Origin of the sequence: Prevotella rectalis, from assembly GCF_900607215.1 — a bacterium.
Lineage (GTDB): Bacteria > Bacteroidota > Bacteroidia > Bacteroidales > Bacteroidaceae > Prevotella > Prevotella brunnea.
The window spans coordinates 498,660-524,865 of record NZ_LR027820.1; the positions used below are offsets into that span (position 1 = coordinate 498,660).

At 37.6% G+C, this 26,206-nt stretch carries 23 protein-coding genes; 6 read left to right on the forward strand and 17 right to left on the reverse strand.

Going from position 1 to position 26,206, the window contains the following annotated elements:
- The 7 genes from E0E16_RS14180 to E0E16_RS02995 all read right to left on the reverse strand — a co-directional run.
- On the reverse strand, positions 1–431 hold a 431-nt coding region (locus E0E16_RS14180), incomplete at its 3' end, for a transposase (RefSeq protein ID WP_255418099.1).
- Positions 432–489: 58 nt separating this feature from the next.
- Positions 490–798 carry a CRISPR-associated endonuclease Cas1 gene (locus E0E16_RS02970; RefSeq protein ID WP_255418100.1) on the reverse strand — a complete coding sequence of 103 codons (309 nt, stop codon included), beginning with the start codon at positions 796–798 and terminating at the stop codon, positions 490–492.
- Between the two features lie 6 nt (positions 799–804).
- Positions 805–4,461 (reverse strand): type II CRISPR RNA-guided endonuclease Cas9, encoded by a 3,657-nt coding sequence (gene cas9 / locus E0E16_RS02975; protein WP_130828749.1) that lies wholly within the window; start codon positions 4,459–4,461, stop codon positions 805–807.
- A gap of 235 nt (positions 4,462–4,696) precedes the next feature.
- Positions 4,697–5,968, reverse strand: coding sequence for a zinc ribbon domain-containing protein (locus tag E0E16_RS02980; protein WP_130828750.1), 1,272 nt, complete (start codon positions 5,966–5,968; stop codon positions 4,697–4,699).
- A gap of 36 nt (positions 5,969–6,004) precedes the next feature.
- A complete protein-coding gene (locus E0E16_RS02985) occupies positions 6,005–6,718 on the reverse strand; it encodes a glycoside hydrolase family 25 protein (RefSeq protein WP_130828751.1) in 714 nt (237 codons plus the stop codon).
- A 124-nt stretch (positions 6,719–6,842) separates the two neighbouring features.
- Entirely contained in the window at positions 6,843–7,661 is an 819-nt protein-coding gene (locus E0E16_RS02990; protein ID WP_130828752.1) for a hypothetical protein, read from the reverse strand.
- 33 nt (positions 7,662–7,694) lie between these two features.
- Positions 7,695–8,759, reverse strand: a complete 1,065-nt coding sequence (locus E0E16_RS02995; protein WP_130828753.1) for a LacI family DNA-binding transcriptional regulator — start codon at positions 8,757–8,759, stop codon at positions 7,695–7,697.
- Positions 8,760–8,967: 208 nt separating this feature from the next.
- Here E0E16_RS02995 and E0E16_RS03000 point away from each other — a divergent pair, with 208 nt between their 5' ends.
- Genes E0E16_RS03000 through E0E16_RS03010 form a run of 3 tightly spaced genes read left to right on the forward strand, consistent with a single transcriptional unit; the run spans position 8,968 to position 13,808 of the window.
- Entirely contained in the window at positions 8,968–12,471 is a 3,504-nt protein-coding gene (locus E0E16_RS03000) for a sensor histidine kinase (RefSeq protein ID WP_130829726.1), read from the forward strand.
- Between the two features lie 4 nt (positions 12,472–12,475).
- The gene (locus tag E0E16_RS03005) at positions 12,476–13,198 is read left to right on the forward strand and encodes a DUF5932 domain-containing protein (protein ID WP_130828754.1); all 723 of its coding nucleotides are present in this window, start codon (positions 12,476–12,478) and stop codon (positions 13,196–13,198) included.
- Positions 13,188–13,808, forward strand: coding sequence for an AbgT family transporter (locus tag E0E16_RS03010; RefSeq protein ID WP_130828755.1), 621 nt, complete (start codon positions 13,188–13,190; stop codon positions 13,806–13,808). The genes E0E16_RS03005 and E0E16_RS03010 overlap by 11 nt, the downstream gene beginning before the upstream one ends.
- Positions 13,809–14,093: 285 nt before the next feature.
- Here E0E16_RS03010 and E0E16_RS03015 read toward each other — a convergent pair whose 3' ends face one another.
- From E0E16_RS03015 to mazG, 8 genes are all read right to left on the reverse strand, one after another.
- Positions 14,094–15,608: a glycoside hydrolase family 10-like protein gene (locus E0E16_RS03015; protein WP_130828756.1), complete on the reverse strand. Its 1,515-nt coding sequence runs from the start codon at positions 15,606–15,608 to the stop codon at positions 14,094–14,096.
- Between the two features lie 33 nt (positions 15,609–15,641).
- The gene (locus E0E16_RS03020; RefSeq protein ID WP_130828757.1) at positions 15,642–16,055 is read right to left on the reverse strand and encodes a hypothetical protein; all 414 of its coding nucleotides are present in this window, start codon (positions 16,053–16,055) and stop codon (positions 15,642–15,644) included.
- Between the two features lie 28 nt (positions 16,056–16,083).
- Positions 16,084–16,473 (reverse strand): hypothetical protein, encoded by a 390-nt coding sequence (locus E0E16_RS03025; RefSeq protein ID WP_130828758.1) that lies wholly within the window; start codon positions 16,471–16,473, stop codon positions 16,084–16,086.
- 73 nt (positions 16,474–16,546) lie between these two features.
- Positions 16,547–17,095, reverse strand: a complete 549-nt coding sequence (locus tag E0E16_RS03030) for an RNA polymerase sigma factor (RefSeq protein WP_130828759.1) — start codon at positions 17,093–17,095, stop codon at positions 16,547–16,549.
- A 31-nt stretch (positions 17,096–17,126) separates the two neighbouring features.
- Positions 17,127–17,438, reverse strand: coding sequence for a T9SS type A sorting domain-containing protein (locus E0E16_RS03035; protein ID WP_130828760.1), 312 nt, complete (start codon positions 17,436–17,438; stop codon positions 17,127–17,129).
- A gap of 130 nt (positions 17,439–17,568) precedes the next feature.
- Complete coding sequence (locus tag E0E16_RS03040; RefSeq protein WP_130828761.1) at positions 17,569–18,483, reverse strand: ribonuclease Z; 915 nt, start codon at positions 18,481–18,483, stop codon at positions 17,569–17,571.
- A gap of 3 nt (positions 18,484–18,486) precedes the next feature.
- The gene (locus E0E16_RS03045) at positions 18,487–19,044 is read right to left on the reverse strand and encodes a lipocalin-like domain-containing protein (RefSeq protein ID WP_130829727.1); all 558 of its coding nucleotides are present in this window, start codon (positions 19,042–19,044) and stop codon (positions 18,487–18,489) included.
- A gap of 13 nt (positions 19,045–19,057) precedes the next feature.
- Positions 19,058–19,951: a nucleoside triphosphate pyrophosphohydrolase gene (gene mazG, locus E0E16_RS03050; RefSeq protein WP_130828762.1), complete on the reverse strand. Its 894-nt coding sequence runs from the start codon at positions 19,949–19,951 to the stop codon at positions 19,058–19,060.
- Positions 19,952–20,082: 131 nt separating this feature from the next.
- Here mazG and E0E16_RS03055 point away from each other — a divergent pair, with 131 nt between their 5' ends.
- Positions 20,083–22,776, forward strand: a complete 2,694-nt coding sequence (locus tag E0E16_RS03055; protein ID WP_130828763.1) for a valine--tRNA ligase — start codon at positions 20,083–20,085, stop codon at positions 22,774–22,776.
- A 97-nt stretch (positions 22,777–22,873) separates the two neighbouring features.
- Positions 22,874–24,055, forward strand: a complete 1,182-nt coding sequence (locus E0E16_RS03060) for a clostripain-related cysteine peptidase (RefSeq protein ID WP_130828764.1) — start codon at positions 22,874–22,876, stop codon at positions 24,053–24,055.
- Positions 24,056–24,117: 62 nt separating this feature from the next.
- Here E0E16_RS03060 and E0E16_RS03065 read toward each other — a convergent pair whose 3' ends face one another.
- Together E0E16_RS03065 and nth are read right to left on the reverse strand one after the other, a co-directional pair.
- Positions 24,118–24,828 (reverse strand): DUF2461 domain-containing protein, encoded by a 711-nt coding sequence (locus E0E16_RS03065; RefSeq protein WP_130828765.1) that lies wholly within the window; start codon positions 24,826–24,828, stop codon positions 24,118–24,120.
- Positions 24,829–24,838: 10 nt separating this feature from the next.
- Entirely contained in the window at positions 24,839–25,489 is a 651-nt protein-coding gene (gene nth, locus E0E16_RS03070) for an endonuclease III (protein WP_130828766.1), read from the reverse strand.
- A gap of 138 nt (positions 25,490–25,627) precedes the next feature.
- On the opposite strand from nth, the gene E0E16_RS03075 reads away from it, so the two are divergent.
- Positions 25,628–25,849: a hypothetical protein gene (locus tag E0E16_RS03075; RefSeq protein WP_130828767.1), complete on the forward strand. Its 222-nt coding sequence runs from the start codon at positions 25,628–25,630 to the stop codon at positions 25,847–25,849.
- The last annotated feature ends 357 nt before the right edge of the window (positions 25,850–26,206 follow it).

Sequence of the window (26,206 nt, forward strand, 5' to 3'; positions counted from 1 at the left end):
CTACGGCAAAGCCACCGTTCGACGTCCTCACGGCAGCTACCGGCAAGATGCGATACCTGCTGCTTGCTGTAGGAACGACCATAGACGCAATTGGAAATCTCGCCTATCTGCTCCGTGGTAAGACCTTTGGTGTAGAGGAGGTTGAACAATTTGGCACGTTCCTCGCTTTCGCTGCGTATCAACCCTAAGAGAATGGGATAGAAGCTCCCGCTACGACTGCGCGGAATACGGAGCGAGAACTCAAAGCCGTGACTGTACCAACGGCGGGAACGGAAGCCATTGCATTGCTCATGGGCATTTTCGCTGACGAACAACTCTCGTTCATGATACATCAGGGAGTTCATGATTAATGACTGAAGGGTAACAAAACCCTCGCTGCTGCTTGTGTAATTCGAAATAATTTCCGAAATTTGCGAATGTGTAAGTTTCATTTTTTTCTTTTTTATGGTTTACAAATACAAAGATAAGAAAAAAGGAGCTTACACACTTTTATAGGACAGTACCAGAAAGTTGATGTCTTAAAGTTTCACCTTGTGTGTTGTTATTATCTAAATTAAACAACATTGAAGTTGGCATTCCTTTTTGATTGCAAAATACTACCGACACGTTATTTTCTGTCAATGCATTTAGAAGTGGTACACTTATTGAGACCATAGGATTGTCAACCATTAAGAAGCCTATATCTTCTACAGGAATGGTTCGTCGCTCATCAGGTAAGTCTTTCATGGTAATCACCAGTTGATTATACCTCAATGAAAGACTTGCTGGATGAGAAAAGACAACGCTTCGTTTCAACATATTGACTTACTCTTTAAGCGTTACTTTACCAAGAATGTCGATAGTAAAATCTATACCATCTACTAATATGTTGATATTTTTTATTCTCTGTCTGAAAATAGGCGCATAATCATCGTTATTTTTATAAGGAGTGCTATAAATAGGTAACCCTTCTTTACGAGCTTCTTGATGATATTTAAATTTTATACGTCCATCTTTTTCAATACCAACAACCTTGTAGAGCCTTTTAACTAAATCTTTGGTGTTATCCATTTGTATTTCGTCAGGATTTTCTTCAAACATTAACACCATCTGCCCCATTAAAAGTTTTGTTTTAAGCGGTAATCCATATTTGGCGCTGTGAGTAGGCACTATAGACGAGAATATATTTCGGTCTTGACTTCGTTTATAATATTTGGCTGCCTCGATATAGCTCACTATTTCAAATTCTCTAACCACTTTGTTCTTTACCAGTCCTTCATAAATAGCCAACAAGTAATTATTTTCATTCATTACATGATACTGCTGTTTATATTCTTTCTTGGACAAATCCCGATGTTGCCTAATGTTGATGGGTTGCTTCACAGAATTAGCAAAACATCTTACCTTTTTTATAAGTATGCCTTTATCCTTATTCATATAGATTGGTTCTGCTATAGCTTGCTTGAAATTTTTGTCCGCTATTGTTTCTTTAATGGTTCGTTTCACGGTTTCATCGACAATATTTTCAAGCTCTTCTGGGTTTGTAAACGAACTGAGTGGTCGCCGAACAACATATCTTATTTCTCCATCTCGCTCTATTGCGCCGTAATATGTATCAAAGTGTAAGCTACCTCTTGCCGTGTCCCCTTGAGCCAACACCTTTCCTTTAGATGTCTGCACATACTTTTTTGTATGCTTTGGCATGTTGTTCGGAGTATCGTGTACTACCAATAAGTTTTTATATATGCTGAGAACATCCTCTGTAAATGTAGCCCATGGTTTTGAGAATTTAGGTTTGGAACTTCTGCCCTGCTTAAATGTTTCTTCCATGCGGTAATATTCAGCCATGAGATCGTACTCTCTCTTTCCGATGCATGCAATGGTAATAGCATCCATACAATGATGCGAATGATTATCTCTACATTTCTTTTCATATTCACTTTGCAGCCCCCACATTTTACGAAACTCTGCTGTTGCCACGCCTTTTACCACATAAACATTCGACTTACTGCGACTGTCTGCTTGATGGAATAATGACTTTAGATACAACCCCGCATAACGAGAAATAAGTCCGATGCCAGTTCCCTGTCTCCTACTGAATCCTTCGGGCACTTCGGTCATGGTAAATCGTTCATACTTTCCTCGCCAATAGTCTATCTCCATTTGTAGCTTATGGCGTTTTTGTATCCTTAAATCTTTCACCGCTTTATCCATTCCGGCAAATGTGCGTTGCTTGTCACGTTCTTTTATCTTCTGTTCATATTTGTTTTTCCACGGTTCAATTCTTGCCAATATCTCCTCGTGATTCGACAATTCTGTAGGTAGTTTGGCTTTTTTTATCTCTCTGTTAAACCGATTGTCACACAATGTAAGGTTCATCTGTGTGCTGTCTCCACCAACACTCTGTGGAATAGTATGCTCTATATCAAATTTCGGATTACTCCCTATAAAGTCGGTGATGCCTATTTGTTCACCTGTATATAAGCAATGGTGGTTTTGTTCCTCCCAAAGCTGAAACTTTAACACATCTGTTTGAGTTGGTTCAATGTCTTTTCCTGTTTCTTCTTTGTATAACTTCCTTATTTCATCGCCATATTTTTTGTGTTGTTTGTCTTGCTCTTTTTGCCAATCTGCAATTGCTCTTCGCTTATTGGCATCATTCAATTCTCGGGCGTACTCAACATGTACTTCCGTATTTTCGTCAATGACACTTTCTCTCAACAACTGATTTACCACCCGTCTTAAGATATGTAGAGAGCGCATAGCCATAGGATTTCGGATGGCATTGGTTCGTGGCGAGCCCAACTGCAATATGCCAAATTTGTTGCGTAGCGCATTAGGATAGGTTTCTATCATAGAAGGATGGTATAGTTTATCAGTTGCTCCTGCTGGTAACTCAAAATTATTTTCAAGAAAATCTTTAATCAATATTTCAATAGTTCCTTGTACATCGCGATGTTTAGGTTGATAATTGAAAACCAGTTCACCAACATTCTCCATGATGTACTTTCTGTTCTGCTCATTGTTCCATATTTCTTTACCTACTATGGCAGGAATGTTCGCAAAGAATGAAGCATGAGTATAATACATTCCCTTGCGCAAGAACGGTAAGAATTTGCGTATAGCTTTTAGGCTTAGCGCTGCAAAACTGTGACTTAACTTTATCTTTGCAAACTTCTCTGCACTCTCTTCATCCAACTGCAACTTGTGATGAGCAAACTCTTTTAGCTTTTCAATCGATGAAAAAGAATACAACACATTCCAAACATCGTCCACCATTTCTTGCAAACTCTTACTCCCATTCTTCTTTTGAATAAGTGTATATGTCTCGGCTATACCCGTTTTCCAATCATCGCCAAATATGCTTTTCAACTGTGCTGTAGTAGGACATCCTGGCACGCCCTGTGTCATTCTATAATTAAACTTGTAAGCTCGTTCTTCTTTGTCGTGTATCCAGGAATAGTTTTTCTTGCCTGCCAATTCCTTGGCTATGTCTTCAAAGTCGAAATTAGGTTTTGATTTACGGAAAAACAAAGGTTCAATTTTCTCTCGCTCCTCGTAAGTTAATGGACGTAGTTCTAAATCGTGAGGTCCTTTTACCTGAATGTTGTTGATAAAACAAAGCATTCTAAATTCTTCATAATCAGGATGCGAATCGGCACAACGCGGTTTACCTCTTTCAAAGGTACACCTACCTACACCGTGCCTTTGCGATTTAAGCGGAAGTTGAAAGAAGATGGCTCGTTGCAAATCTTCTATTAACTCGCTGCTTAGTTCTTGCTTTTCACAAATAGCATCAAACTCATGTTGGTAATGTTTTTTACGGTCTGTGTACCTTTGTCTGATGCGTACCTTGTTACCTTGTTCATCATAGAGTTTATAAAAATAATCTCCAAGATATTCGCATCCCGCTTCTTCCATTTCTGTCGATAACTGCGAAATTCCCGATTTCACCACTCCGTCTTCTTTATTATCTGCACTGGTGTCCAGTCGATTACTCAAAAAACCACGGCGTTGCGTTAAATGATATAAAGCACGACCTAAGGTATATCTATCAGCCTCAATCGTTAAATCTAATTTTTCGTGCAGACATCTATGTCTATCATAATAAGGATTTTTCCCCTCTTCATCGCTTGTGCGCTGCCACAACATCAACTCATCGCTTTTAGGATATTGCTTCTGTAAATGCCACTGCCGTAAATCATCATCACTCAAATAAGGACAGAGATGATATTTAACCAGCACCTTCAACACTTGTATTTTGCGTAAACGACGTCGAAAATATTGTTTCCGTATAGCCTTATGCCCCGAACGCTCGGCAGCTCTGGAGGATTCTTTCCAATTATCTATTTTTACACCTTCTCGAAAGATAACATCACCATATTTTACAAGCTCGTAACTCTGGGCATGCTCATCCCAATCAACTACTGCCCACCCCAAACTGTTGGTGCCAGTATCCAATCCTAATATACGTTTGTTCATGATAAATAAATTTATTTCTGTAAAATTAGAAAAAATATTTGTCAGTAACAAATATTTTGTTTACATTTGCCACATAAGATATTCTACATCTTATCACAATAAGGCTATATGCCGAAGGATACAAATCCTGCAGCCCCTCTTCGGAGGGGCTTATTTTATTGAGCGTGTATGATAACGGGTCAGTCGTAAAACTGGGTTTTACGACTGACCCGTTATCAATGGAATAGTTTAACTTCTATTTCCAGTTTATGGCAGTTATCTTTCCATTTTTTATGGTAGCAGAAATTAAATAACTCTTGGTGGAAGTTCCTCCTTCTCGTTTGATTACTAATTTTGCAGGAATCTCTATTCTTTGTATTATTGTTTCATCCTCATTATTTGTTTCTGTACTGATGTCGCTTGGTTGATCCAAATGCCAATTAAGAGTTTTTACATCAGCCTGATATAATTTATTTCTCATAAATTCAGTAACATCTGTAATTGTAGCACCGCTTGTTCCCAAAAAGTTAAATGGAGAAGCAATGGCATTCGATATCTTTGTTGTGCTTTTGGCATTAATTCCTCTCAAAAATTCTCTTATGCAGCTGACAGCCTTACTTTTTTCTTCAGGAGTTGCTGTGTTTTTCATGAACGCTTTTATTCTCTCATCCGCTTCATGGTTATGTTTTCCATTTGGCATCCTTTCTTTGTACTCCGAATACGAGTCTGCTGTATTAATTCTCAATGCGTCTGACCATGCGAAGTCATCCATTTTTCTTTCTATCTCGGTCTTATAGGGAGAGCTTTGGTTTTGTTGTAAATACTCGTAACATTCACTCCAAGATTTTAAACTTCTGACACCCATATGTTCATGTACGGTCTTTTGCATATTATCCAATCGTGTTTGAATACTTTTTCTATGATCTCCGGGAGCCTCCGGAAATTCATCCAAATATTGCTGCAATACCGCTTCGTTATTGCTTTTTATCGCTATTTCATACTCTTTCTTTTCATTATTATTTAACCCATGATTGTATAGTTGCAACAAAATTACACTTATAGCTATTGCGATAAGGATAGAAACCAAAAGTGCGATATGATAATTCTTTTTTTTGTGTTTGGAAGCTGAATGCTCGTTTGTGGCATTTGAAGTTTCATGCTCCACGTTGTCTTCATCAGGTATGATCTGTGCGATGACAACCTCATTGTTTTCAACCGTTGGTTCGGAAAAGTCTGGTGTCTGCTCTTGAGTTTTTTGCGAAATAGGACTGACGAGTGGTATATCATCTTTGCGATTTCCATCGGTAGGAATAACAGTCGGAGTTTCATTGCCTTCTTGATTTTCAATCTTGTTTAAAGTGGATGCATTCGCATGGTGGCAGTTCGGGCATGTTTTCTCATCACTTAAATATATTTCTCTACAATTAGGACAGGTGATGATGTGTCCTGCTATTTCAATTCCACAGCTTGGGCAAAGAGGAGCTTTGTCGCTCACTTGATGACCGCATTCCGGACATTTTATAATCATTCTCTTACTATGATTTATTTATTATTGGTGTCTTATTTAATTTCGAGATCGTCGATGGAAACGTATTTCTCGCATACTATGTCTTCCCATCAATCGACTTTTATCAACATATCCATTGACTCCGTTTATACTGCCTTTGCCGGTATATTGCCAAGCAAAGATGTCTCGTCCATCTTGCAGTTCAGGTTCTCTCTGTGTATATTGGGCGATGAAGAGTTTGTAATCATCGATAGCACCTATCAAGTGTTGATTATAGAAATTTGTGTAAGTATAGACAAGTGGTCGCACACCATACTCTTCAGTCATTAAGATGAGGAATTTTTGCAGGCTGTCTCTTAATGCTTTAGAACTTAATCCACTTGTGGTCTCAACATCGACCATGGGGATAAGATCTTGATCTTGTGGTCGGCACTGAGCTCTAAAATTCCTTAGCTGTTCTACCTGTGGAACTTTGGGGCGATAAAAATGATAGGAGCCTACATTCATTCCATATCTTTGAGCTGCAACGATGTTTTCAAGATATCTTTTATCTATTTTTGCTCCTCCCTCCGTAGCTTTTAAGTAAACATAGTTAAGTTTATGATTGCTATTTTCCGATACCCTTTCCCACCAAACTTCACCTTGATAGTGGCTCATATCCAATCCGTGAATATGATTACAGGTATCTTCACATTGGACATAGTATTGAGCGAAGATGCTCGTAAAAGAAAATATACTAAACAGAAATAGAAAAAAACGCTTACTAATCATAAATGCAAAGATACGATTTATAATTGATATAATAAAAGTCGTATGGGGATTATTAAAAGTTTGGTCATGATTTTAGAATTATTTTACTAAAAATACATTCGTGTTGAAAAGGAATCTGGGTGCACTATTCTTCTATCTCAGACAAACTTTTAATGAAGTTGTGGAGAAAATTACTGGTTGTCTCCAACGGAGCATATTGCAGATAGCGAAAACTTCTTCTGAGATTTTTTCTAAGCATAGCCCCATTATTTCTTACAAAACCTACTGAATCTTGTTTAAAGTGCCATTCTTCTGTGGTGTCTTTTGCTAAATTCGATACAGCTTTGATGGTTAAAGTGTTAGCTTTGGGTTCTTCTTTCTTCACAAAGGGTAATTCGTTTTTTTCAAATCCGAAAAAGGTTATCAAGATGCTACCTTGAAGTTGAGCCATTCGGACTAAATTTAGATAGATTAGCCAATTTTCAAGTTTGATAAAATCGACTTTATCGCCCTTTGTCCGCAAATATTGACCGAGTTTTATGATACCACTCAGGCTGATACCGTTGTTGAGCATTGAGTTGGTGTTATAGATAATGATTTTAAGAATGTCAAGTGCTTCTATGGAAGTATCGATACTATGTATTTCTTTTTCTATGACCTTCTTTAGCCTTCGATTGTATAATCTATTACTTAAATAAATTTTATGGCTGTCTTGTTTGGTACCTTTCTCTTGAGAAGTCTTGAGTTTCTGTTGTATTTTCTGAATTAAATCTTGAGGAAGATTCAACTTTTCGTTATCAGAATTGGCATTAACGCCTCTCACAAAGATACTTACAACGTTTTGTGCTTCAACCATTAAAAATAGTCGACGCCATTTAAATGGAGACATTACCTCTATCCCCGTTTTATCGTTAAAGGCACCTGAACGAATAATGCTGAAGAAATTCCGTAGAATGATATCCATTTACTTTGTCATTATAATCAATGAGCACATTTTCTATATGCGCATGCGATGGTAAAAATCGATATTTTCTTTAGAGAGGAGTTCTATTGGCATATAATTGACAAGTGGAACCTCCTTTTTAAGCACGATCGCTCTGAATAAAGTATCAACACTTGAAAATCCTTGTTGGAAAGCATGCTGTGCGATAAGAAACGAAATACTGCCTTGTCGCAGGCATTCTGCATTTTTATGAACCACATCATATCCTAGAATTTGGATATTTCGTCTGTTGGTATTCAATAGAAACTCTCCCACAATATGAGCTTTTGAATTGACTGCAATGCAATGATGAACTTCCGGGTGTGTAGTAAAAAACTCTTCCAATACGTCCTCATACACTTTCCGCTTCTCCTCAAGTGGTAAATTTACTTCTAAAATCTTTACCAGTGGATAATGCTCCTTCATGTAGTGTCTAAAACCAACTTCTCGATTTTCCTGCTGTTTACTTGCCATCAGCCCATCTTTGGTTTGTTTCATGATCATGATGGCTTTTTCATCTCTGGCAATTAGCATCAGCATTTTTGCAGCAAAACAGCCACTTTGAAAAGAATCTTGTCCAAAGAACGATAATGGTTTCAACTCGGGTAGATAAGAATCCAAGAGTACGAATGGGATATTTCTTTCATGGAGTGTATCGGTAAATTTCCGAGTGTCATCCGGTAAAGAGGGAACCAAAATTACACCGGAAGGTTTTTTTTTCAAACATTCTTGGTAAGCATTGGCAAACGATTGAGAGTTTAGCCTGTCAAAATAAATAAATTCCATGTCTAATTGGAAATCTCTTCGATACTCAATGGCCTTGATAGCTCCCAGTTCTATTTCTTCCCAATAGGCTTCACTGGTATGTTTAGGAAGAAGACAAAAGAATTTGTGTTTTTTATTATAGGCTAAGGCACTGGCATAAACATTCGGTTGATAATTCATCTCCTTAAGAACAGCCTCAACCCTTTCTCTCGCTTCCTTTGAAACATTGGGACGTTTATGCAACACTCTATCAACAGTGCCTACGCTAACACCTGCTTTTATTGCTATATCCTTAATTCTGATTTTTGATGTCATACAAAACCTATTGATTTATTTGCAAAAATAGCAATAATAATTCAATTTCGGAAAGCGTTTACCAAGCTTTTATCCCAAATACTTTTAAAATATAATTCTTTTTGAGTAGTTTTGAGAAAACTTTTGTATTTTTGTGAGAAATATCAAAGTGAATAAATATCATATATTCAATCGCTTGAACTTGCTATCTGTCGTTTTGTTTTCGGCAATGGTTGGTTTTTGTTTTTCAGCATGCTCACGTGTTGAAAGGGGAAAAGTAGATTGTTTAAATGAACGTTCTTATTATTTTCACTATAAAAATTTAGACTCTACCCTATATTATGCCGAAAAGGCATATCATCTATCGGAACATTACTCGGCAGGTAGAGCGGAGGCTTTAAACAATATTGCCTTTGTAAATATTGTAAAAATGGAGTATGAAAAAGCTTCAGAAATTTTAAGAACTCTGACAAGCTTGACCGATAATCAAGTAGAATTGTTAATTGCTGACATTCAGATGATGCGCCTATGTCAAAGGCAATCCAGAAATAAGGAATTTTACGATTATCACGAAAGTGCGCAGAGACGAGGGCGACGAATAAAAGAAGAGAAAAATTATCTTTCCAAACATCAAAAAGCCCGTTTAGTTTATGCTCATTCAGAGTTTCATATCGTTACATCCATTTATTATTATTATGTGGGATTGGAAATACCATCGGTCAAGGCTTTGAAAGCTGTTAATCCTGATGGAGAAATCATGACAGATACTGCGCAATATCTAAATCTACTTTATAATTTGGGAGCTGGCGGAATTATAAAAGGTAAGAGCCAAGAGGATATCAACCAACAGGAGTTTGATATCTTGATGCGGTGTTATTCAATGGCACACAAATTTGGGTATATACCTTGGGAAGCCAATTCTTTGCAAGCGTTAAGTGAAAAATTCTTGATAGAGCATGATAGGAATAAGCTATTGGCAGACAATCAAACAGCGGTGAAACTTCTCAATGAAGATAATATGCCGGACACCTTGTTGGCAGGCAACATGGCTCAACGAGCATTGCGACTCTTTGAAGAATATGGTGATGTTTACCAAACGGCAGGTAACTATCGCACACTTGCTTCCTGTTATTGGCAAATCAATGATTATCGTTCTGCTATTATTTGTTTGGAGAAAGCACTTCTTCACAATAAGTCAATAGAAAAAACTCCGGATTTAATAGCGTCAATCCGCGAACAATTGAGTGTTGTCTATGCCGCTATAAATGATAAACAGGGAAGCGATTTCAACAGAAATATCTATCTTGACTTACAAGAAAAAACCCGCCAAGACCGATATTATGAGTCGCGAGCAGAACAATTGGAAAAAACCTCACGACAGCTAAATATGATGATAGGGGCTGTTACTTTAGTGATAGTTTTTATCATCCTTTTACTTTGGCGTTTTCATTATTTGAGACGAAAAGGAAGAAATGCCAATTCACTGACAGATTTACTCCAGCCTCTCAAACAATGGCAAATTGCAAATGAGCAAGAATTGTCAAAGATGGAGGAAGAATACGAGGAAACGCAAGTCGCTTTTGCTGTTGCACAAGCACATTTGATAGCGAACAAAAAGAAAAATTTGGAAATACGTGCAAAAGTTACACTCGTAAATATCATCACTCCATTTATCGATCGAATATTATGGGAGGTTCGACTATTACAGAAAAGGAAGGAAACAAACGAATTGAGAAACGAGAGATACACTTATATTTCGGAACTTACAGATAAAATCAACGAATATAATGACGTATTAACAGAATGGATACAATTGCGCAAGGGAGAATTATCGCTGCATATAGAAAGTTTTCGATTACAGGAGATATTTGAGATAATTGCGAAAAGCAGAACGAGCTTTGCATTAAAAGATATTGAATTTGAAGTTCAATCAACAAAGAATATTGTAAAAGCCGATAGAATACTTACACTCTTCATGCTAAATACATTAGCCGATAACGCTCGCAAATTCACTGACAAGGGGGGCAGGGTAACCGTCTCTTCTCGGGAATATCAGAATTATGTGGAAGTTTCTGTAGCAGATACCGGAAAGGGGGTTGCGGCTGACGAGTTGGCTCATATTTTCGATAATAAGGTCATAGCAGACAATCAAGAATCTAAGTCGCACGGATTTGGTTTAATGAATTGTCAAGGAATAATTAATAAGTATCGTAAAAGCAGTAAGATTTTTTCAGTATGTGAAATCTATGCGAAAAGTAAAGTGGGAGAGGGTAGCACTTTTTCTTTTCGTCTGCCTAAGGGCATTCTTCGCACTTTTGTCTTCTTTCTCACAGGAATGTTACCCACTATCATCATGGGCTCCACTCATTCTACTTTAACTTCCTTAAATGAAAATATAAACAATTCTCTAAGAAATCTTGAGATGGCAAATACTTATGCCGACTCGGCATATTATAGCAATATTAAAGGTAATTATCACAAGACTTTAGCATTTGCTGATACTTGTAGATATTATTTAAACAAATATTATCTACAATTCCATCCCACAGGCAAAATGCTGATGAAACGCATGGGCAACGATGCAGAAACACCTGCGGAAATTAAATGGTTTCATGACAATCTACCAACTAATTTTAGTATAATATTGGATATCCGCAACGAGAGTGCAGTTGCGGCATTGGCACTACACAAGTGGGCGTTATATCGATACAATAATAAAGTTTATACCCATCTATTTAAAGAAACTTCATCTGATAAAAAATTAGGTAAATATTGTCGTATGATGCAACGTTCCGAAAGTAATAAGAATGTTGCTGTTATTTTGTTGATAGTGCTTTTGATTTCTATCTTCCCACTATATTATTTTATGTACTATCGCCATCAACTTTTTTATCTTTTTTGTGAAGATAAACTCAAGGAAATAAACAAAATTTTGGTCAGTAATATTTCTATAACCGATAAACTGACAACTATAGATAGAAATATTAATGAAAAGTTTCCAAAAGAATTAATGTCGATTATCAATAAGATAAGAGAGGCACTCCTAACTTCTGCAACGCAAACAGATAAAAACAAACACAATATAGAAATGGCAGAGGACGAGCTGCGAAGGCTTGAATACGAAGATGAACAACTGCATATCAGTAATAACATCTTAGATAATTGTCTGTCCACACTCAAGCACGAGACAATGTATTATCCCTCTCGCATTCGACAACTTGTAGATGATAAAGACACCCAATTGCAGACCATTGGCGAACTGGCAGCTTATTACAAGAATTTATATTCACTTTTAAGTCTCCAAGCCATGAGGCAAATTACTTCTCAGAATTATGTGAAACAAAAAGTTAAGGTGAGTGATATCATTCCTTCTAAAGTAGAATTCGTGGAAAATCCGAAATCCTCAACTTTTGTTATTGGAGACATGGATTTATTGAAGTATCTTTTTGAAATCATTGCAAGGCAGTTTAGGAATAACAAAATAAATGTAAATATAGAGGAAAGCGGATCGGTATATGTCGTCCTTCAAGTGATTGTAATGGAGATAAAATTATCTGAAGCCGACTGTATTGAATTATTTACACCTGCCGCCAATAATATCCCATTCCTTATTTGCCGGCAAATTGTTAGGGAAATAGGGGAGATAACCAATAGAAGAAGGTGTGGCATAACGGCACAAAAAATATCCGGAAATCTGATATTGAATATCACATTATCAAAAGCAAAAGTTTAAGAATATGGAAAAATTTAAAGTAATTATAGTCGAAGATGTCCCTTTGGAATTAAAGGGAACAGAGGGCATATTTCGTAATGAAATACCGGAAGCTGTCATTATCGGCACCGCTGAAAACGAAATTGCTTATTGGAAATTAATGAAAGCCGATTTGCCCGATTTGGTGCTTTTAGACTTGGGCTTGGGAGGCTCCACTACTGTTGGAGTGGAAATATGCAGGCAAACCAAAACTCTGTATCCGAGCGTTAAAGTGCTAATTTTTACGGGTGAGATACTCAATGAAAAACTTTGGGTGGACGTGCTTGATGCCGGAGCAGATGGAATCTGTCTTAAAAGTGGCGAATTGCTGACTCGTGGCGATGTATTTAGCGTGATTAGCGGAAAACGATTGGTGTTTAATCAGCCCATTCTTCAAAAAATCGTGGCACGCTTCATGCAGAGTGTGAATAGTCAATTGATGCACCAAGAAGCTCTGATTAATTTCGAAATTGATGAATATGATGAGCGATTTTTACGCCATTTGGCACTTGGCTATACCAAAGAGCAAATCACAAATCTCAGAGGAATGCCTTTTGGAGTGAAAAGTTTGGAAAAACGTCAAAACGACTTAGTGCAAAAATTATTTCCGGAAGGAAGAAATGGTAGCGTGAATGCCACTAAATTAGTCGTTCGGGCTTTGGAGTTACGTATTATTGACTTGGATAACTTATATCCGGATGAAGAATAAACTTGGCTTACTCGCAATAATTCTTGCCATATCACAAGCAATAGTTATACTTCTATCTTGGATTATAACAGCTGCGTTTCCCGATTTAAGTATGCGCTCATTGCTAAGTGGGGAAGGCATAAGATGGTTTTTTGCCCATTTCATAGAAAACCTCTCATCCAAATACCTTGTTTGGCTGTTACTTGGAACAATTGCCTTTGGAACCTTAAAGTCGAGTGGACTATTTACTGTGATTCACCTCTTGTTCCATAAAGAATTCAAGGTGGGTACACTACATTATCGAGAGCGCATTGCAATAAGAACAATTTGTATTGAACTCTTGTTGTTTATTGTCATCATCCTGTTACTTACTATCCTACCAAAAGCTGTATTAATTAGCGTCACGGGGGATATTTTCCCAAGTAGTTTTTCGCAAGGCTTTATTGCGATAATTGCTTTTATAGTTGTTGTTTGTGGATTAACTTATGGAACATTAGTGGGTAAATTCAAAACGCTTAATCAAGGATACAAGGCTTTGGCAAGTGGATTTTCCACATGTGCTTGGATATTCCCCTTGTACATCTTAATTTGTGAGTTGATCCACTCCCTTGCGTTTGTTTTCCTTCTTTAATCCAAATCGGTTGTCAGACCATTCTTTTACATGTTTCGTGGGTTGCTAATGACCGGTTTGGATTGAACAATGGTTCAAATCACAGAGCTGCAAACGGTAAAATTCCTTATCAAGACAATTACCAATAGTTGGTAAAAGGATTACCAATGGTTGGTAAAGGGATTACCAATGGTTGGTAAAGGGATTACCAATAGTTGGTAAAAGGACTTGGCATATAGATACACTTGTCAGTATTCGTTTATAATTTGAAATCTGACTGCAAATAGTTGGAAGTATAAAGTCAAACTATAATTTTACTTTTTTCTTTTTCCCTGCACTTTCATTGCTCATTCTGTCAAGAGCAGTAATAACATAAGTATATTTTGTGCTACCTTTCTCATAATCGAGTTTGATTCGATTATCACAAGTTATTGCTAAAATATGCGAAGCATCCTCCGTGTCTATGGTTTCATCTGGGGCAAACCTGTATATAACGTATTTGTAAGCTTCATCATTCCATTGTTTTGCCTTTGGTGCTTTCCATGTCAGGTAATACCCATCTTTTGACCATTTTGTTTTCACCGACCGTGGTTTTTTAGGTGCCTTATCATCGATGAACGGCATGAGTGGTTGTAAAGCAGGATATTTCCAATAGTTGGTGCGTAATAAAGTTGCATAGTTTCCGGGATTTTTAACAACTGATGTGGAATACCATAAAACAGTACCTTGCACGTTTTCCGACTGTTGATGCAAGCGATGTTTCGCGGGTAATTGGTGCAATCTTGGGTTTTGAGGATCTGCATGCCTAACTGTTCTAAGCACATCTTCACCTATATACAATGGACGATTTCCTGCATACCGATTCCACCATTGGATTAATTCTTTGTAGTCGGCTGCCTTATGTCCGATTTCCCAATAAAGTTGTGGGACACAATAATCTACCCAACCATTATTTATCCATTTTAATACATCGGCATACAGTTCGTCATAATTTTGTAGTCCATTTGTTTTGCTTCCGATATTGGGGGCATTCTTAATATTTCTGTAAATCCCAAAAGGGGATACACCAAACTTTACCCAAGGCTTAATTTTATGTATCGTCTCGGACAAATCCTTGATAAATCTATCAACATTATCTCGTCGCCAGTCTTTAATATTTCCAAATCCGCCACCATAAATACTAAATTCTCTTATGTCAGGAATACTTAATCCAGAAACCGGATAGGGATAAAAATAATCATCGATGTGCAATCCATCAATGTCATATCTCTGCAAAATATCTTCTACGATTTTACAGATGTAATTTCTATTTTCAGGTATTCCCGGATTAAGGATGGATAGCCCGTCATATGAGAAAATGCGTTCTGGATGTTGCAGAACAATGTGATTGGCAGCTAACTCCATCGTTGATTTTGTTTTCGCCCGATAGGGATTAATCCAAGCGTGTAGCTCCATGCCTCGTTTGTGGCATTCTTCTATCATCCATTGCAAGGGGTCCCAATAAGGAAATGGTGCCTTACCTTGTTTGCCGGTGAGAAATTTGCTCCAAGGCTCGTATTTGCTTGGATAAAGTGCATCACATTCGGCACGGACTTGAAAAATAATGGCATTGACACCTATTTTTTGAAGTTCATCTAATTGTGAAATAAGAGTAGCTTGCATTTTTGCCGTACCTATCCCCTCAAATTGTCCGTTCACGCATTGAATCCACGCTCCTCTAAATTGTCGTTTGGGATGTGAAGTCTGAAAAGCAAAAGTGCTTGCACACAACATGACGGTTATGGCAAGCATTGCAACTCTGAGTAAATGAATTTTTCTCATTGTCTCGTTTTTCTGATTTATAGAGTTTATTTCTTATTTGGCAACTTTGCGAAAATATTGTCTATAGAACTTTCGCTCAGCCTTTAAAGCTGTGTTTAGCTTCATGGCTGGTAGTTTTTTTAGCATTCGGTCATGGTATTCTTTTTCAATACGTTTAATTCTAAAATTCAAATCATCAATTTTTAGAATAACATTTCTTGCCGCAGCATTGCTCGTTGGAGTGCTTCTTTGATAATTGCGCAGCTGTTTATGTAATTTTTGCTGTTTAGCTTTCATCTCATCATATAAAGGGAAAAAGTTATCAGCTTCTTTTCCGGTAAGATTGGCAGACGATATGATGAACTGATGTATTTCTGCCCTAAACTTTTCCGGGTCAAACTTGCAATGCGCACTGATGTTCAGCGTGCACAAGAAAAAAATAATTAATGCGGACAATATCTTTTTCATTTCTTTAATTCTTGGTTTTGCGAGAATATTAATTATCAATCAAACTTGCGTACATATCTGTTTCATCCATCATCATATAATCGACAGCTTCATCCAAATCATCTGACGAGGGCTTAGATATTATCATTCTATCCTGTGTGGAGGTAATTTCCTCGTGGTGTGTTTCGTTACCGGTTAAGAATGCTCTAAATGAAAGAAAGATAATGAATACAAAGCAAATGACCGTAGCTGCAATAAAGAACGGTTTGAGCCTGATTAAAAAGTCAGAATGTTTGGGACGTTCACATCCAATTGAACCCACATCATTTTTAAGCTGTTCCATTATTCTGCCTGACAGAGTATCAAAATATCTTGCAGGAGCTTTGAATGGTCTGTTATTCCCATATTTGGATAGTAATTGTTTTTCTAAGTCCATCACATATTGTTTTCAAGTATATTCCTTTTTAATGGGACTATATATCATTCTGAAAGTTTAAAAAGGAAAACTTTATTTATTGGCACTTTTTTATATAATCTGTAATCTTTTGTACGGCGATGTGATAAGAAGCTTTAAGCGCACCCTCACTTGTGCCTAATAGCTCATGGATTTCCGAGTATTTCAGTTCATCATAGTAACGTAGTAAAAAGACAGTTTTTTGGACTTCCGGAAGTGTGGAGATAGCCTCTTGAAGCAATGCTTGACTCTTATCACCATCAAAATAGTTGTCCGCCACCAGTTTGTTCATTATATTGCCCATATCGTCTTTTCCAACCGAAGCAGTATGTTTTTTATGCCTTAGAAAATCTAAGGATTCATTAATGGCAATCCGGTAAAGCCAGGTAGATAACTTTGATTTGTTCTTAAAATCCCCAATACTTTTCCAAGCTTTTAAAAAGGTGTTCTGAAGAATATCATCGGCATCTTCATGAGATAATACAAAGCTACGAATTTTCCAATATAATGGATTACTATATTGTTCTACCAATAAAGAAAAAGCTTTTTCTCGTGTTTGAGGAGCAGCGATTAGCTTAAGGAGTTCGGTATCTTCGATATGAGGCACAACGTAAGATTATGTCTTATTAAATATCGCTTTATCTGATAATGATTTTGCGAGTTACGTTGCCAACCTTTACTATATAACATCCTTTGGGCAAATTGAGATTGTATCGTTTGTCTTGCCCATCTACCTTAACGCTCATTACCCGAACACCTGTAACATTATAGATATAGAGCATCTCGTCGTTTGCTCCCTCTACTCGAAGCACAGAGCCTGATATTGAAATAGTAATATTTCTAAAATCTTGACTAATGATCTCAAGAGCATTTTCCGCTTTCACAGTATTTGGAAAAACGAAATTCAGTGATATAAAAGCGAGAATTAAATAAAGTATTTTTTTTGCCATACACTATAACAACTTATTTATGCAAAGATAGGAATTTTATTTCGCAACCTTATATTTTACATAGCTATTACTTGTAAATTTAATATAAATTAAGAGAACAAAACTATCAATGCCTCTATCCGGCAGTGTCTTATATATCTATCACCATCCCCTCGTTGGTAAGTGAGCTGTTTGGAAAAATACTTTGTGCCTGACTTAATAATATTTCTTCATTAGTATATCTTGCGGAATAATGACCTAAAAGCAATTTTCCGGCTTTGGCTTTTTTTGCGACCATTGCGGCTTCTCTTGCAGTACTGTGGAAATAAAGCTTTGCACGTTCTTGGAAGTCATCGGCATAAGTACTTTCATGGTAAAGGACAGTAACTCTTTCCACTTTTTTGTACAAAGTGTCAATAAAGCGTGTATCCGAGCAGTAAGCATAACTCCTTGGCGGTTCTGCTGGGAATGTTAATTTATCGTTGGATATTTTTTTTCCATCTTCAGTTACCCATGACGCGCCCATCTTGATATTGTTAATTTGACTAACGGGTATATTGTAAAAATCTATCATTTCCCGTCGGATATGTGGCATATATTGCTTCTCTCTGAAAAGAAACCCACAACAAGGTATTCTATGTTCGAGAGGGATTGTCTCAACAGTGAGGCTTCTATCTTCATAGATAATCTCGCTTCTATCAGCATCTATGGAATGAAAAGCCACGTCATATTCTAAACTGTCGCAGAAAAGTTTTAGGGATTGAAGAAAATACTCTTTGAAAGCCGAAGGAGCATAAACATGAAGAGGAGCTGTCCGTCCTGTCATGCCAAACGTAGATATCATTCCAAGCAATCCAAAACAATGGTCGCCATGTAAATGTGAGATGAAGACCCCTTGTATCTTAGAAAAGTGTACTTTAGAACGCCTTACTTGTATTTGCGTTCCTTCTCCACAATCTATCATGAACATCTTGCCTCGTATCTCCACTATTTGACACGAAGCGTTATGTCGTAATGTGGGTAAAGCACTCCCACACCCTAAAATGTGTATTCTGAACGGTTCCAATGATTACTTCTTACGAGTGAATATGAAAATGCCATCTTTATTTTCCAACGATAGGGTATCGGCACCCAATTGAAGAATGTCGAATGTGTCTTTTGACAGAACAAGCTGACCATTATACATCTTCCATGAACTCCAAGGGTTTCGTTCAGACTCTATTTTTGAAACAATGGCTCCACCTTCTTTCAATTCAAAATCTTTATCCAAACTATTCCAACTTCCAAGCAAAGAGGTTAAATTGACAGCACTGCGCAATATCAAATCACCATATTGTTTATATCCGATGACTGCAAATCTGTCCCCAACGAGTTTTCCGCCTTTTACCACTTCCAATGTATCGTCCGGGTTTTCAAGAAATTCAATAGTATCACCTGCGTCTGTAAGCAACAGTATTGAGTTCATTCCACCGTCCAGCATAACACCATAAATTGTACTGTCTCCTGCATTAAGTGAGTCGGAGTTTGAAGTGTTTTGCACCAAAACTTGTTTGGATTTATTGTTTTTGCAACCAATAACGGTTATTGCTAAAATAGCGATTACAAATAAGAAAGGTAGTTTTCTCATAATATTTGTTGTTTTATAATTCATGTCTCTCAAGTGATTTTGCTTCATTCCATAATTTATCCATTTCAAATAACGTCATATCTTTCAGATATTTGCCCATTTTCTTTGATTGTTTTTCCACATAGGAAAAGCGTGAAATGAATTTTTGACAAGTCTGTTCAAGCGCATTGTCAGGGTTAAGTTTATAAAGTCTCGCGGCATTGATAACCGAAAAAAGGAAATCTCCCAATTCTTTTGTTGAGTTTTTCTTGTCATCTTTTGATAGTTCCTGCTTTAACTCTTGCAATTCTTCTTCTACTTTTTCCCATACATCTTCCTTTTGTTTCCAATCAAAGCCTACATTCCGAGCTTTGTCTTGGATGCGATATGCCTTTATGATGGATGGTAGTGCATCAGGAACACCTGACAAAACTGTTTTATTTCCATTGCGTTCCATTTGCTTCCGTTGCTCCCAAGTTGATTCTACCTGGTTGGCAGTAGTTGGTGCTTTATTCGGAATAGATCCATTGTGCTTTTGTATTAATTCATCTTTATAAACAACACGTCCTTCAGTGTTGATAGTCATATCTTTATCTGTCAGATACCAACCTCTCCAATCTATAAAGTCATGTCTGAACATCAATTTGTCGGATTGGGCATTGCAGACATCCGCTACATCAAACTTTTCTATTTCGCTACCAAGCAACGAATAGAATATGATATGCTCCATTAAGTCTCCAAGTTCTTTGCAGATGTTTTTATAGTCTTGGTTTATTAATGCTTCCGCCAACTCGAAAGTTTCTTCAATCGTGTTGGGACGCAGGCTTTCAAAAGTTTGTTTTCTGTCCCAGGGGCACTCTTTTCTCAATCGCTCCTGTATGTCGAGCAATCGTTCGAAAGCCTTTATTTTTTCTTCTTTTGTATGCAATTTTTGGAAATCTAAAGTTAAAAGTAATACTATTTATTTGTATTTGTTATGCAAAGATACAAGTTTCATCCGATTTTTTCGTAATTTTGCATCGATTTTAATTTTAATAAAGAAATTATAATACAAGTATAATGGAATTAGCAAGCAAGTACGATCCGCTGAACGTGGAATCTAAATGGTATGATTATTGGCTTAAAAACGATCTTTTCAGTTCTAAGCCTGATGGACGTCAACCTTATACAGTAGTAATTCCTCCTCCAAACGTTACAGGTGTATTACACATGGGACACATGCTTAATAATACCATCCAAGACATACTCGTTCGCCATGCAAGAATGGAAGGTAAAAATGCTTGCTGGGTGCCTGGAACTGACCATGCCAGCATTGCAACTGAAGCCAAAGTGGTAAATAAACTCGCCAAAGATGGCATCAACAAATCAGATCTTTCTCGTGAAGACTTTTTGAAACATGCTTGGGCGTGGACAGATGAACATGGTGGAATAATATTAAAGCAATTACGCAAGTTGGGATGTTCGTGCGATTGGAAGCGAACGGCTTTCACCATGGATAAGGAACGCAGTGAAAGTGTGATAAAAGTGTTCTGCGACCTTTATGATAAAGGGTTGATTTATCGTGGTGTCAGGATGGTGAATTGGGATCCGAGTGCGCAAACAGCCCTTTCTGATGAAGAGGTCATCTACAAAGACGAACATTCAAAACTTTATTATCTAAAATATTACATTGCGCCGGAAGATCAAAATAAGGTTCAACGTAAATCGGACGAAAATGTAATGCATAAAGATAATAAAGGATACTACGCAGTGGTGGCAACAACTCGTCCGGAAACCATTATGGGCGATTCAGCAATGTGTGTTAATCCGGAAGATGAGAAAACTACTTGGCTGAAAAATCTACATGTGATAGTTCCTTTGGTAAATCGCTGCATTCCGGTCATTAATGATTCATACGTGGATATCAATTTTGGTACCGGCTGTTTGAAAGTAACCCCGGCTCATGACATAAACGATCATGCGCTTGGGTTAAAGCATAATTTGGAAACTATCGATATATTCAATGATGATGGCACCATGTCCAATGCGGCAGGTCTTTATGTAGGTCAAGATCGCATGGATGTTCGCAAACAGATCTCTATTGATTTAGAAAAAGCCGGGCTCATGGAGTCAATTGAAGACTACAACAACAAAGTTGGCTATTCAGAGCGCACTAATGTTCCCATAGAGCCAAAGCTTTCTACCCAATGGTTCCTTAAAATGCAACACTTCGCTGATATTGCTCTCGAACCAGTCATGAAAGATGACATAGAATTCTATCCCAAGAAATATAAAAATACCTATCGCCATTGGTTGGAGAACATAAAAGATTGGTGCATTAGTCGTCAGTTATGGTGGGGACACCGTATTCCTGCTTATTATTTCAAAGATATTCAAGGCAAAAATGCTATCGTGGTTGCCGAGAATAAAGAAAAGGCATTGGCATTGGCTACAGCCATCAACCCAAATGTAACTCTTGCCGATCTTCAGCAGGAAAGCGATTGTTTGGATACATGGTTTTCGAGCTGGCTATGGCCAATCTCTGTCTTTAATGGTATTAATGAACCTGATAATGAAGAAATAAAATACTATTATCCGACAAGTGATTTAGTAACAGGTCCTGACATTATTTTCTTTTGGGTAGCAAGAATGATAATGGCAGGTTACGAATATCGAAAGAATTTCCCATTCAAACATGTTTATTTTACAGGAATAGTACGCGACAACCTTGGGCGCAAGATGAGCAAGAGCTTAGGGAATTCACCCGACCCCTTGGAACTTATCAACAAATATGGTGCGGATGGCGTTCGTATGGGTATGATGCTCTGCGCACCTGCCGGAAACGACATTTTGTTTGATGAGAGTCTCTGTGAACAAGGTAGAAACTTTAATAATAAAATATGGAATGCATTTCGTCTCGTAAAAGGATGGAGTGTTGCCGATATTGATCAGCCGAAAGCCAATAAGATAGCAACCAGTTGGTTCGATGCAAAATTAAAAGCAGTCAATATAGAGTTGGAAGAGCAATTCAAAGGCTATCGTATTTCCGAGGCTTTAATGACGGTTTACCGACTTTTCTGGGATGAATTCTCAAGTTGGTATTTGGAGATGATTAAACCACAATATGGATGCCCCATTGATAAGAAGACATACGATGCAACGCTTCGTTTCTTTGAGACTTTGCTAAAGATGCTCCATCCATTCATGCCTTTTATCACGGAAGAATTATGGCAGCATATCTTCGAACGTGGCGATGGTCAAAGTATTATGCTGGAAAGGCTCACGCTTCAATCTCCTTCAGAGAAAGAACAGAAATTAGTTGAGCAGATTGAGAGCATGAAGCAAATCGTGAGTGGTATTCGAACGATTAGAAATCAGAAGAACATCGCACCGAAAGTTGAGCTGAACTTTGAAATCGTTGGAACAAACAATTTTGAGCAATATAACAGTGTAATTACCAAGATGGCTAACCTCAAGTCAATCAATGTCGTAAAGGAGAAAAGCTCTGATGCCTCCGCCTTTATGGTTGAAACGGATAGCTTTGCCGTGCCTCTTGGTGATTTAATTGATGTTGATGCAGAAATCAAGAAACTCGAAAAAGAGTTATTACACTTAGAAGGTTTCTTAAAAGGTGTTACCGCCAAACTTTCCAACGCTAATTTTGTTGCTCATGCGCCGGAGGCTATAATTGCTAAGGAACGCAAAAAGCAAAGCGATTCAGAAGAGAAGATAGCAGCTATCAAAGCAGATATTGAAGAACTTAAAGCAAAATAAACCAGCAATACCAAGTAGCGAATACATAAGGTTTTTCTTTATGTGTTCGCTTGTTTCCATTGTGAGAATATGCGAATTACATAAATAAAGTATAGAGATGGTAAAAAAAATCTTATTCTTGTTTTGTTCGTTGGTAATGTTTTCATGTACCCAAAACGATGAGCCGGAACCGCTAAAAATAGAGGCGGATAAAACCATCTTTATGTATCTGCCATGGACGGGAGGAAGCGATCTTAACAGTAAAGGCAAACCTATTTATATGGGACTTTACGACTTGTTTAACGAGAATATTAAAAGTGTAGAGAGGGCGATAGAGACGTTAGGTTCCACGCAAAAAACTCGCACACTCGTTCTTATATCCGACAAGCCTTCTTCTGCTTATCTTTTTGAGATACTTTATCAAAATGGGAAATGTACAAGAGACACACTTCATCACTATGTTAATTTGCAAACCAATCGTGATGGGTTGTCTAATGTGATTTCCAAAATCAAACAAATTTCACCCACACGCACTTATTCGATGATTATGGGTGCACATGGGTCAGGATGGATACCCAAGAACAAAACACGAAGAAGAACACGTAGCATTGGTGGACTTACAGCTTCCGAGCAGTTTGATATATCAGAGATTGCCGATGCCATTGCTATGAATGGGATAAAGCTCCAATTCTTGTGCTTCGATGATTGCTATATGTCGAACGTGGAAGTGGCATACGACTTGAAAGACGTAACGCGATACATCATAGCATCTACGAGTGAGGTTATGGATACTGGCATTCCTTACGAGACCGTGTACAGATATATGGCGTCCGGCGAACCTAATTATGAGGCCATCGTGAAAGGTTTTTTGAGTTATTATTCGGCACCAAATCCTTATCCGTATGGGAGTCTCTCGGTTATTGATTGTAATTATGTTGAGGATATGGCACGTGTCATTCGACAATTTAATCATTCCGGAACAGATGCTCCATCTGGCGCAGAAGTAGCACCTCAAGATCCATACGAAATGGAGAATCATAATTATTATGATCTTGGCGACTATCTCAGAAAATACAACCTGAAGTTGTTCTCACAAGGAAAGGATAGCATCAGATATAATGATGCGTTGATAAACCTTGTTCCGTACAAAATTAAAACGGAAAAACTCTATACCATGTATTTTGGAGGCAGTTCTTATACTGTGCGAGCATATTCCGGAATAACCATCAGCGACCCGGCAACAAGTCCGAGCACTTTCAAGAACAAATTGCAAACCCGTTGGTGGAAAGCCACACATTAATAATTAATGAAATAGGAGGAGGAAGGTAGCGCAATACCGAATATTGGTAAGCAGTACTATTGTTATTCGTAATCATCAATGACACTATTCATGAAGTCCATCATGGGTTTACCTAATTTGCAAATTTCAACAAATTCCTCTATCCATCCTTCTCCTTCAAAAAAGTTATCAGAAACTTTTTTCCAGCAACAATAATCTTTCATTCTCAAATATTGGGCAAATTCATAGTCTCTCGGAAAACCTTTAGGCATCGTCTTCAATGCCGCAAGACCAAATCCCCTTTCCGTAACCTTGTCATTTTCCCAATGACCACTGTTGGGGAGTCCAAAGGTCTTTACAAATTCTTCTGATTCCACTATACTACGCCAATTCTCAATATTTACCATCAGTTCGTTTCTACATGACGTAAGAATATTCGTGGGAAGCCAATAAGAGCCAACGGCTATCAGACAGTTACTTGGTTGGACATGAATGTAATAACCACCCCTTAGAGCTTTCCGACCTTTCGCGCAAATGTAGGCACCAAAATGGCGTTTGTACGGACTTTTATCCGGTGAGAATCTTATGTCGCGATAAAAACGATAAGTGCAGTCTTTAACATCCAAATGCGAGACTTCATCATCGAAACCTGCCAAAGCCCTAATGGCTTCGGCTATACCTAATTCAAAACTTTGTCTCGCAAGCTCGTAATCGTTTTTATGTTCCTGAAACCATTCGCGATTATTATTGATTGCAACGTCATTCAAGAAATTTAATATCAGAGTTGTATTCATGAGTAGATGCTTATGATAATTTACTGCCTTCAAAAATTTTGGGACAGAGGAATTCAAATTGACACTTGGCACATTGTGGAGACATGCTTTTACAAATATATCTGCCGTGTAATAGCAGCCAGTGATGCGCCGAAGATACTTCATTCAAAGGAATATTCTTCATGAGGTAATCTTCCACTTTTCTCGGATTGTTAGCTTTGCGAGGTACAAGTCCCATTCTGTGACTGACACGATATACATGTGTATCAACAGCTAAAGTGGGCTTACCAAACCATACAGCTTGAATTACATTCGCGGTCTTCCGACCAACGCCCGGTAGGGTTGTCAGCTCATCAGGATTGGAAGGCACCTCTCCATTAAAATCCGAAACTAATTTCCGAGACATTTCCACCAAATGTTTTGCTTTAGAATTGGGATAAGATACACTTTTTACATATTCAAACACGTCTTCCACTTCTGCTCGAGACATTGTTGTTGCGTCGGGATAACGTTCAAACAGTGCGGGAGTTACTTCGTTTATGCGTTTATCCGTACATTGTGCCGATAGCAGCGTGGCGCATAGAAGTTGAAACGCGGATCCAAACATAAGCTCTGTCGAAATCGGACCTACGTTTTTACGAAAATACTCCAATATGTAATCGTATCGTTCTTTTCTTGTCATGTTCGATTTACCAAACTTTAAATATTTCAATTGAAATAACTAACATAATATGTGCAAAGATAGTAAAAACTTGGAGAAAATTTGGTGTTTTGCCAAAGATAACGTAATTTTGCAAAGCATACAAATAATTAAAGTATTATGACAACAGCATTGATAGGATTGGCGGCTTTGTTTATAATTGCCTTGATAGGCTGGGCGATTGCTGAAGCTAAGAGTAAAATAATCCTCTTCTCACATTCGGATGAAGAAGCAGAAGGTGTAGCAGAAATGAAAGAGGCTTTTGAGACAAATGGCAATAAAGAACTAACACTGAAAGACTTGGTGAAGAAAAATTGCACCAAAGGTTATCAATCAATTTAAGCCTTAGTTTCGATCGAATAAAGAGCATTTCCCTGTTACGATATGATAGGCATGGAAATGCTTTTTTTTATCTCCTTCTCTTTGAAGACACCGTTTGCAAGTTTTAAGTAAAAGTTGATGTGAGAGGTCATTACATATTTACTACAGATTGTACCATCTCATCTCCGATATTTTTTATCATCAATATAATCGAGAATAGATTGATAATGGGGGCATTGTTTCCAACTCAAATCGTTATATTGGAGCTTCACTCGTAATTGCAAATACGTGCCACCATACCTGCAAAATGAAAAATTCAATGCTTTGTCAGCCATCAAATTAGCAATAGGTCAGCTTTTGCTTTTCAAAAGCTTAGCT

Coding starts and splice junctions, on each gene's coding strand:
- E0E16_RS03035 (WP_130828760.1), bottom strand. CDS start 17,438: ATGGCAAAAAAAATACTTTATTTAATTCTCGCTTTTATATCACTGAAT.
- E0E16_RS03005 (WP_130828754.1), top strand. CDS start 12,476: ATGGAAAAATTTAAAGTAATTATAGTCGAAGATGTCCCTTTGGAATTA.
- E0E16_RS02970 (WP_255418100.1), bottom strand. CDS start 798: ATGTTGAAACGAAGCGTTGTCTTTTCTCATCCAGCAAGTCTTTCATTG.
- E0E16_RS03060 (WP_130828764.1), top strand. CDS start 22,874: ATGGTAAAAAAAATCTTATTCTTGTTTTGTTCGTTGGTAATGTTTTCA.
- E0E16_RS03020 (WP_130828757.1), bottom strand. CDS start 16,055: ATGAAAAAGATATTGTCCGCATTAATTATTTTTTTCTTGTGCACGCTG.
- E0E16_RS02990 (WP_130828752.1), bottom strand. CDS start 7,661: ATGGATATCATTCTACGGAATTTCTTCAGCATTATTCGTTCAGGTGCC.
- cas9 (WP_130828749.1), bottom strand. CDS start 4,461: ATGAACAAACGTATATTAGGATTGGATACTGGCACCAACAGTTTGGGG.
- E0E16_RS02980 (WP_130828750.1), bottom strand. CDS start 5,968: ATGATTATAAAATGTCCGGAATGCGGTCATCAAGTGAGCGACAAAGCT.
- E0E16_RS02995 (WP_130828753.1), bottom strand. CDS start 8,759: ATGACATCAAAAATCAGAATTAAGGATATAGCAATAAAAGCAGGTGTT.
- E0E16_RS03055 (WP_130828763.1), top strand. CDS start 20,083: ATGGAATTAGCAAGCAAGTACGATCCGCTGAACGTGGAATCTAAATGG.
- E0E16_RS03000 (WP_130829726.1), top strand. CDS start 8,968: ATGGTTGGTTTTTGTTTTTCAGCATGCTCACGTGTTGAAAGGGGAAAA.
- E0E16_RS02985 (WP_130828751.1), bottom strand. CDS start 6,718: ATGATTAGTAAGCGTTTTTTTCTATTTCTGTTTAGTATATTTTCTTTT.
- E0E16_RS03075 (WP_130828767.1), top strand. CDS start 25,628: ATGACAACAGCATTGATAGGATTGGCGGCTTTGTTTATAATTGCCTTG.
- E0E16_RS03045 (WP_130829727.1), bottom strand. CDS start 19,044: ATGAGAAAACTACCTTTCTTATTTGTAATCGCTATTTTAGCAATAACC.
- E0E16_RS03015 (WP_130828756.1), bottom strand. CDS start 15,608: ATGAGAAAAATTCATTTACTCAGAGTTGCAATGCTTGCCATAACCGTC.
- nth (WP_130828766.1), bottom strand. CDS start 25,489: ATGACAAGAAAAGAACGATACGATTACATATTGGAGTATTTTCGTAAA.
- E0E16_RS03010 (WP_130828755.1), top strand. CDS start 13,188: ATGAAGAATAAACTTGGCTTACTCGCAATAATTCTTGCCATATCACAA.
- E0E16_RS03065 (WP_130828765.1), bottom strand. CDS start 24,828: ATGAATACAACTCTGATATTAAATTTCTTGAATGACGTTGCAATCAAT.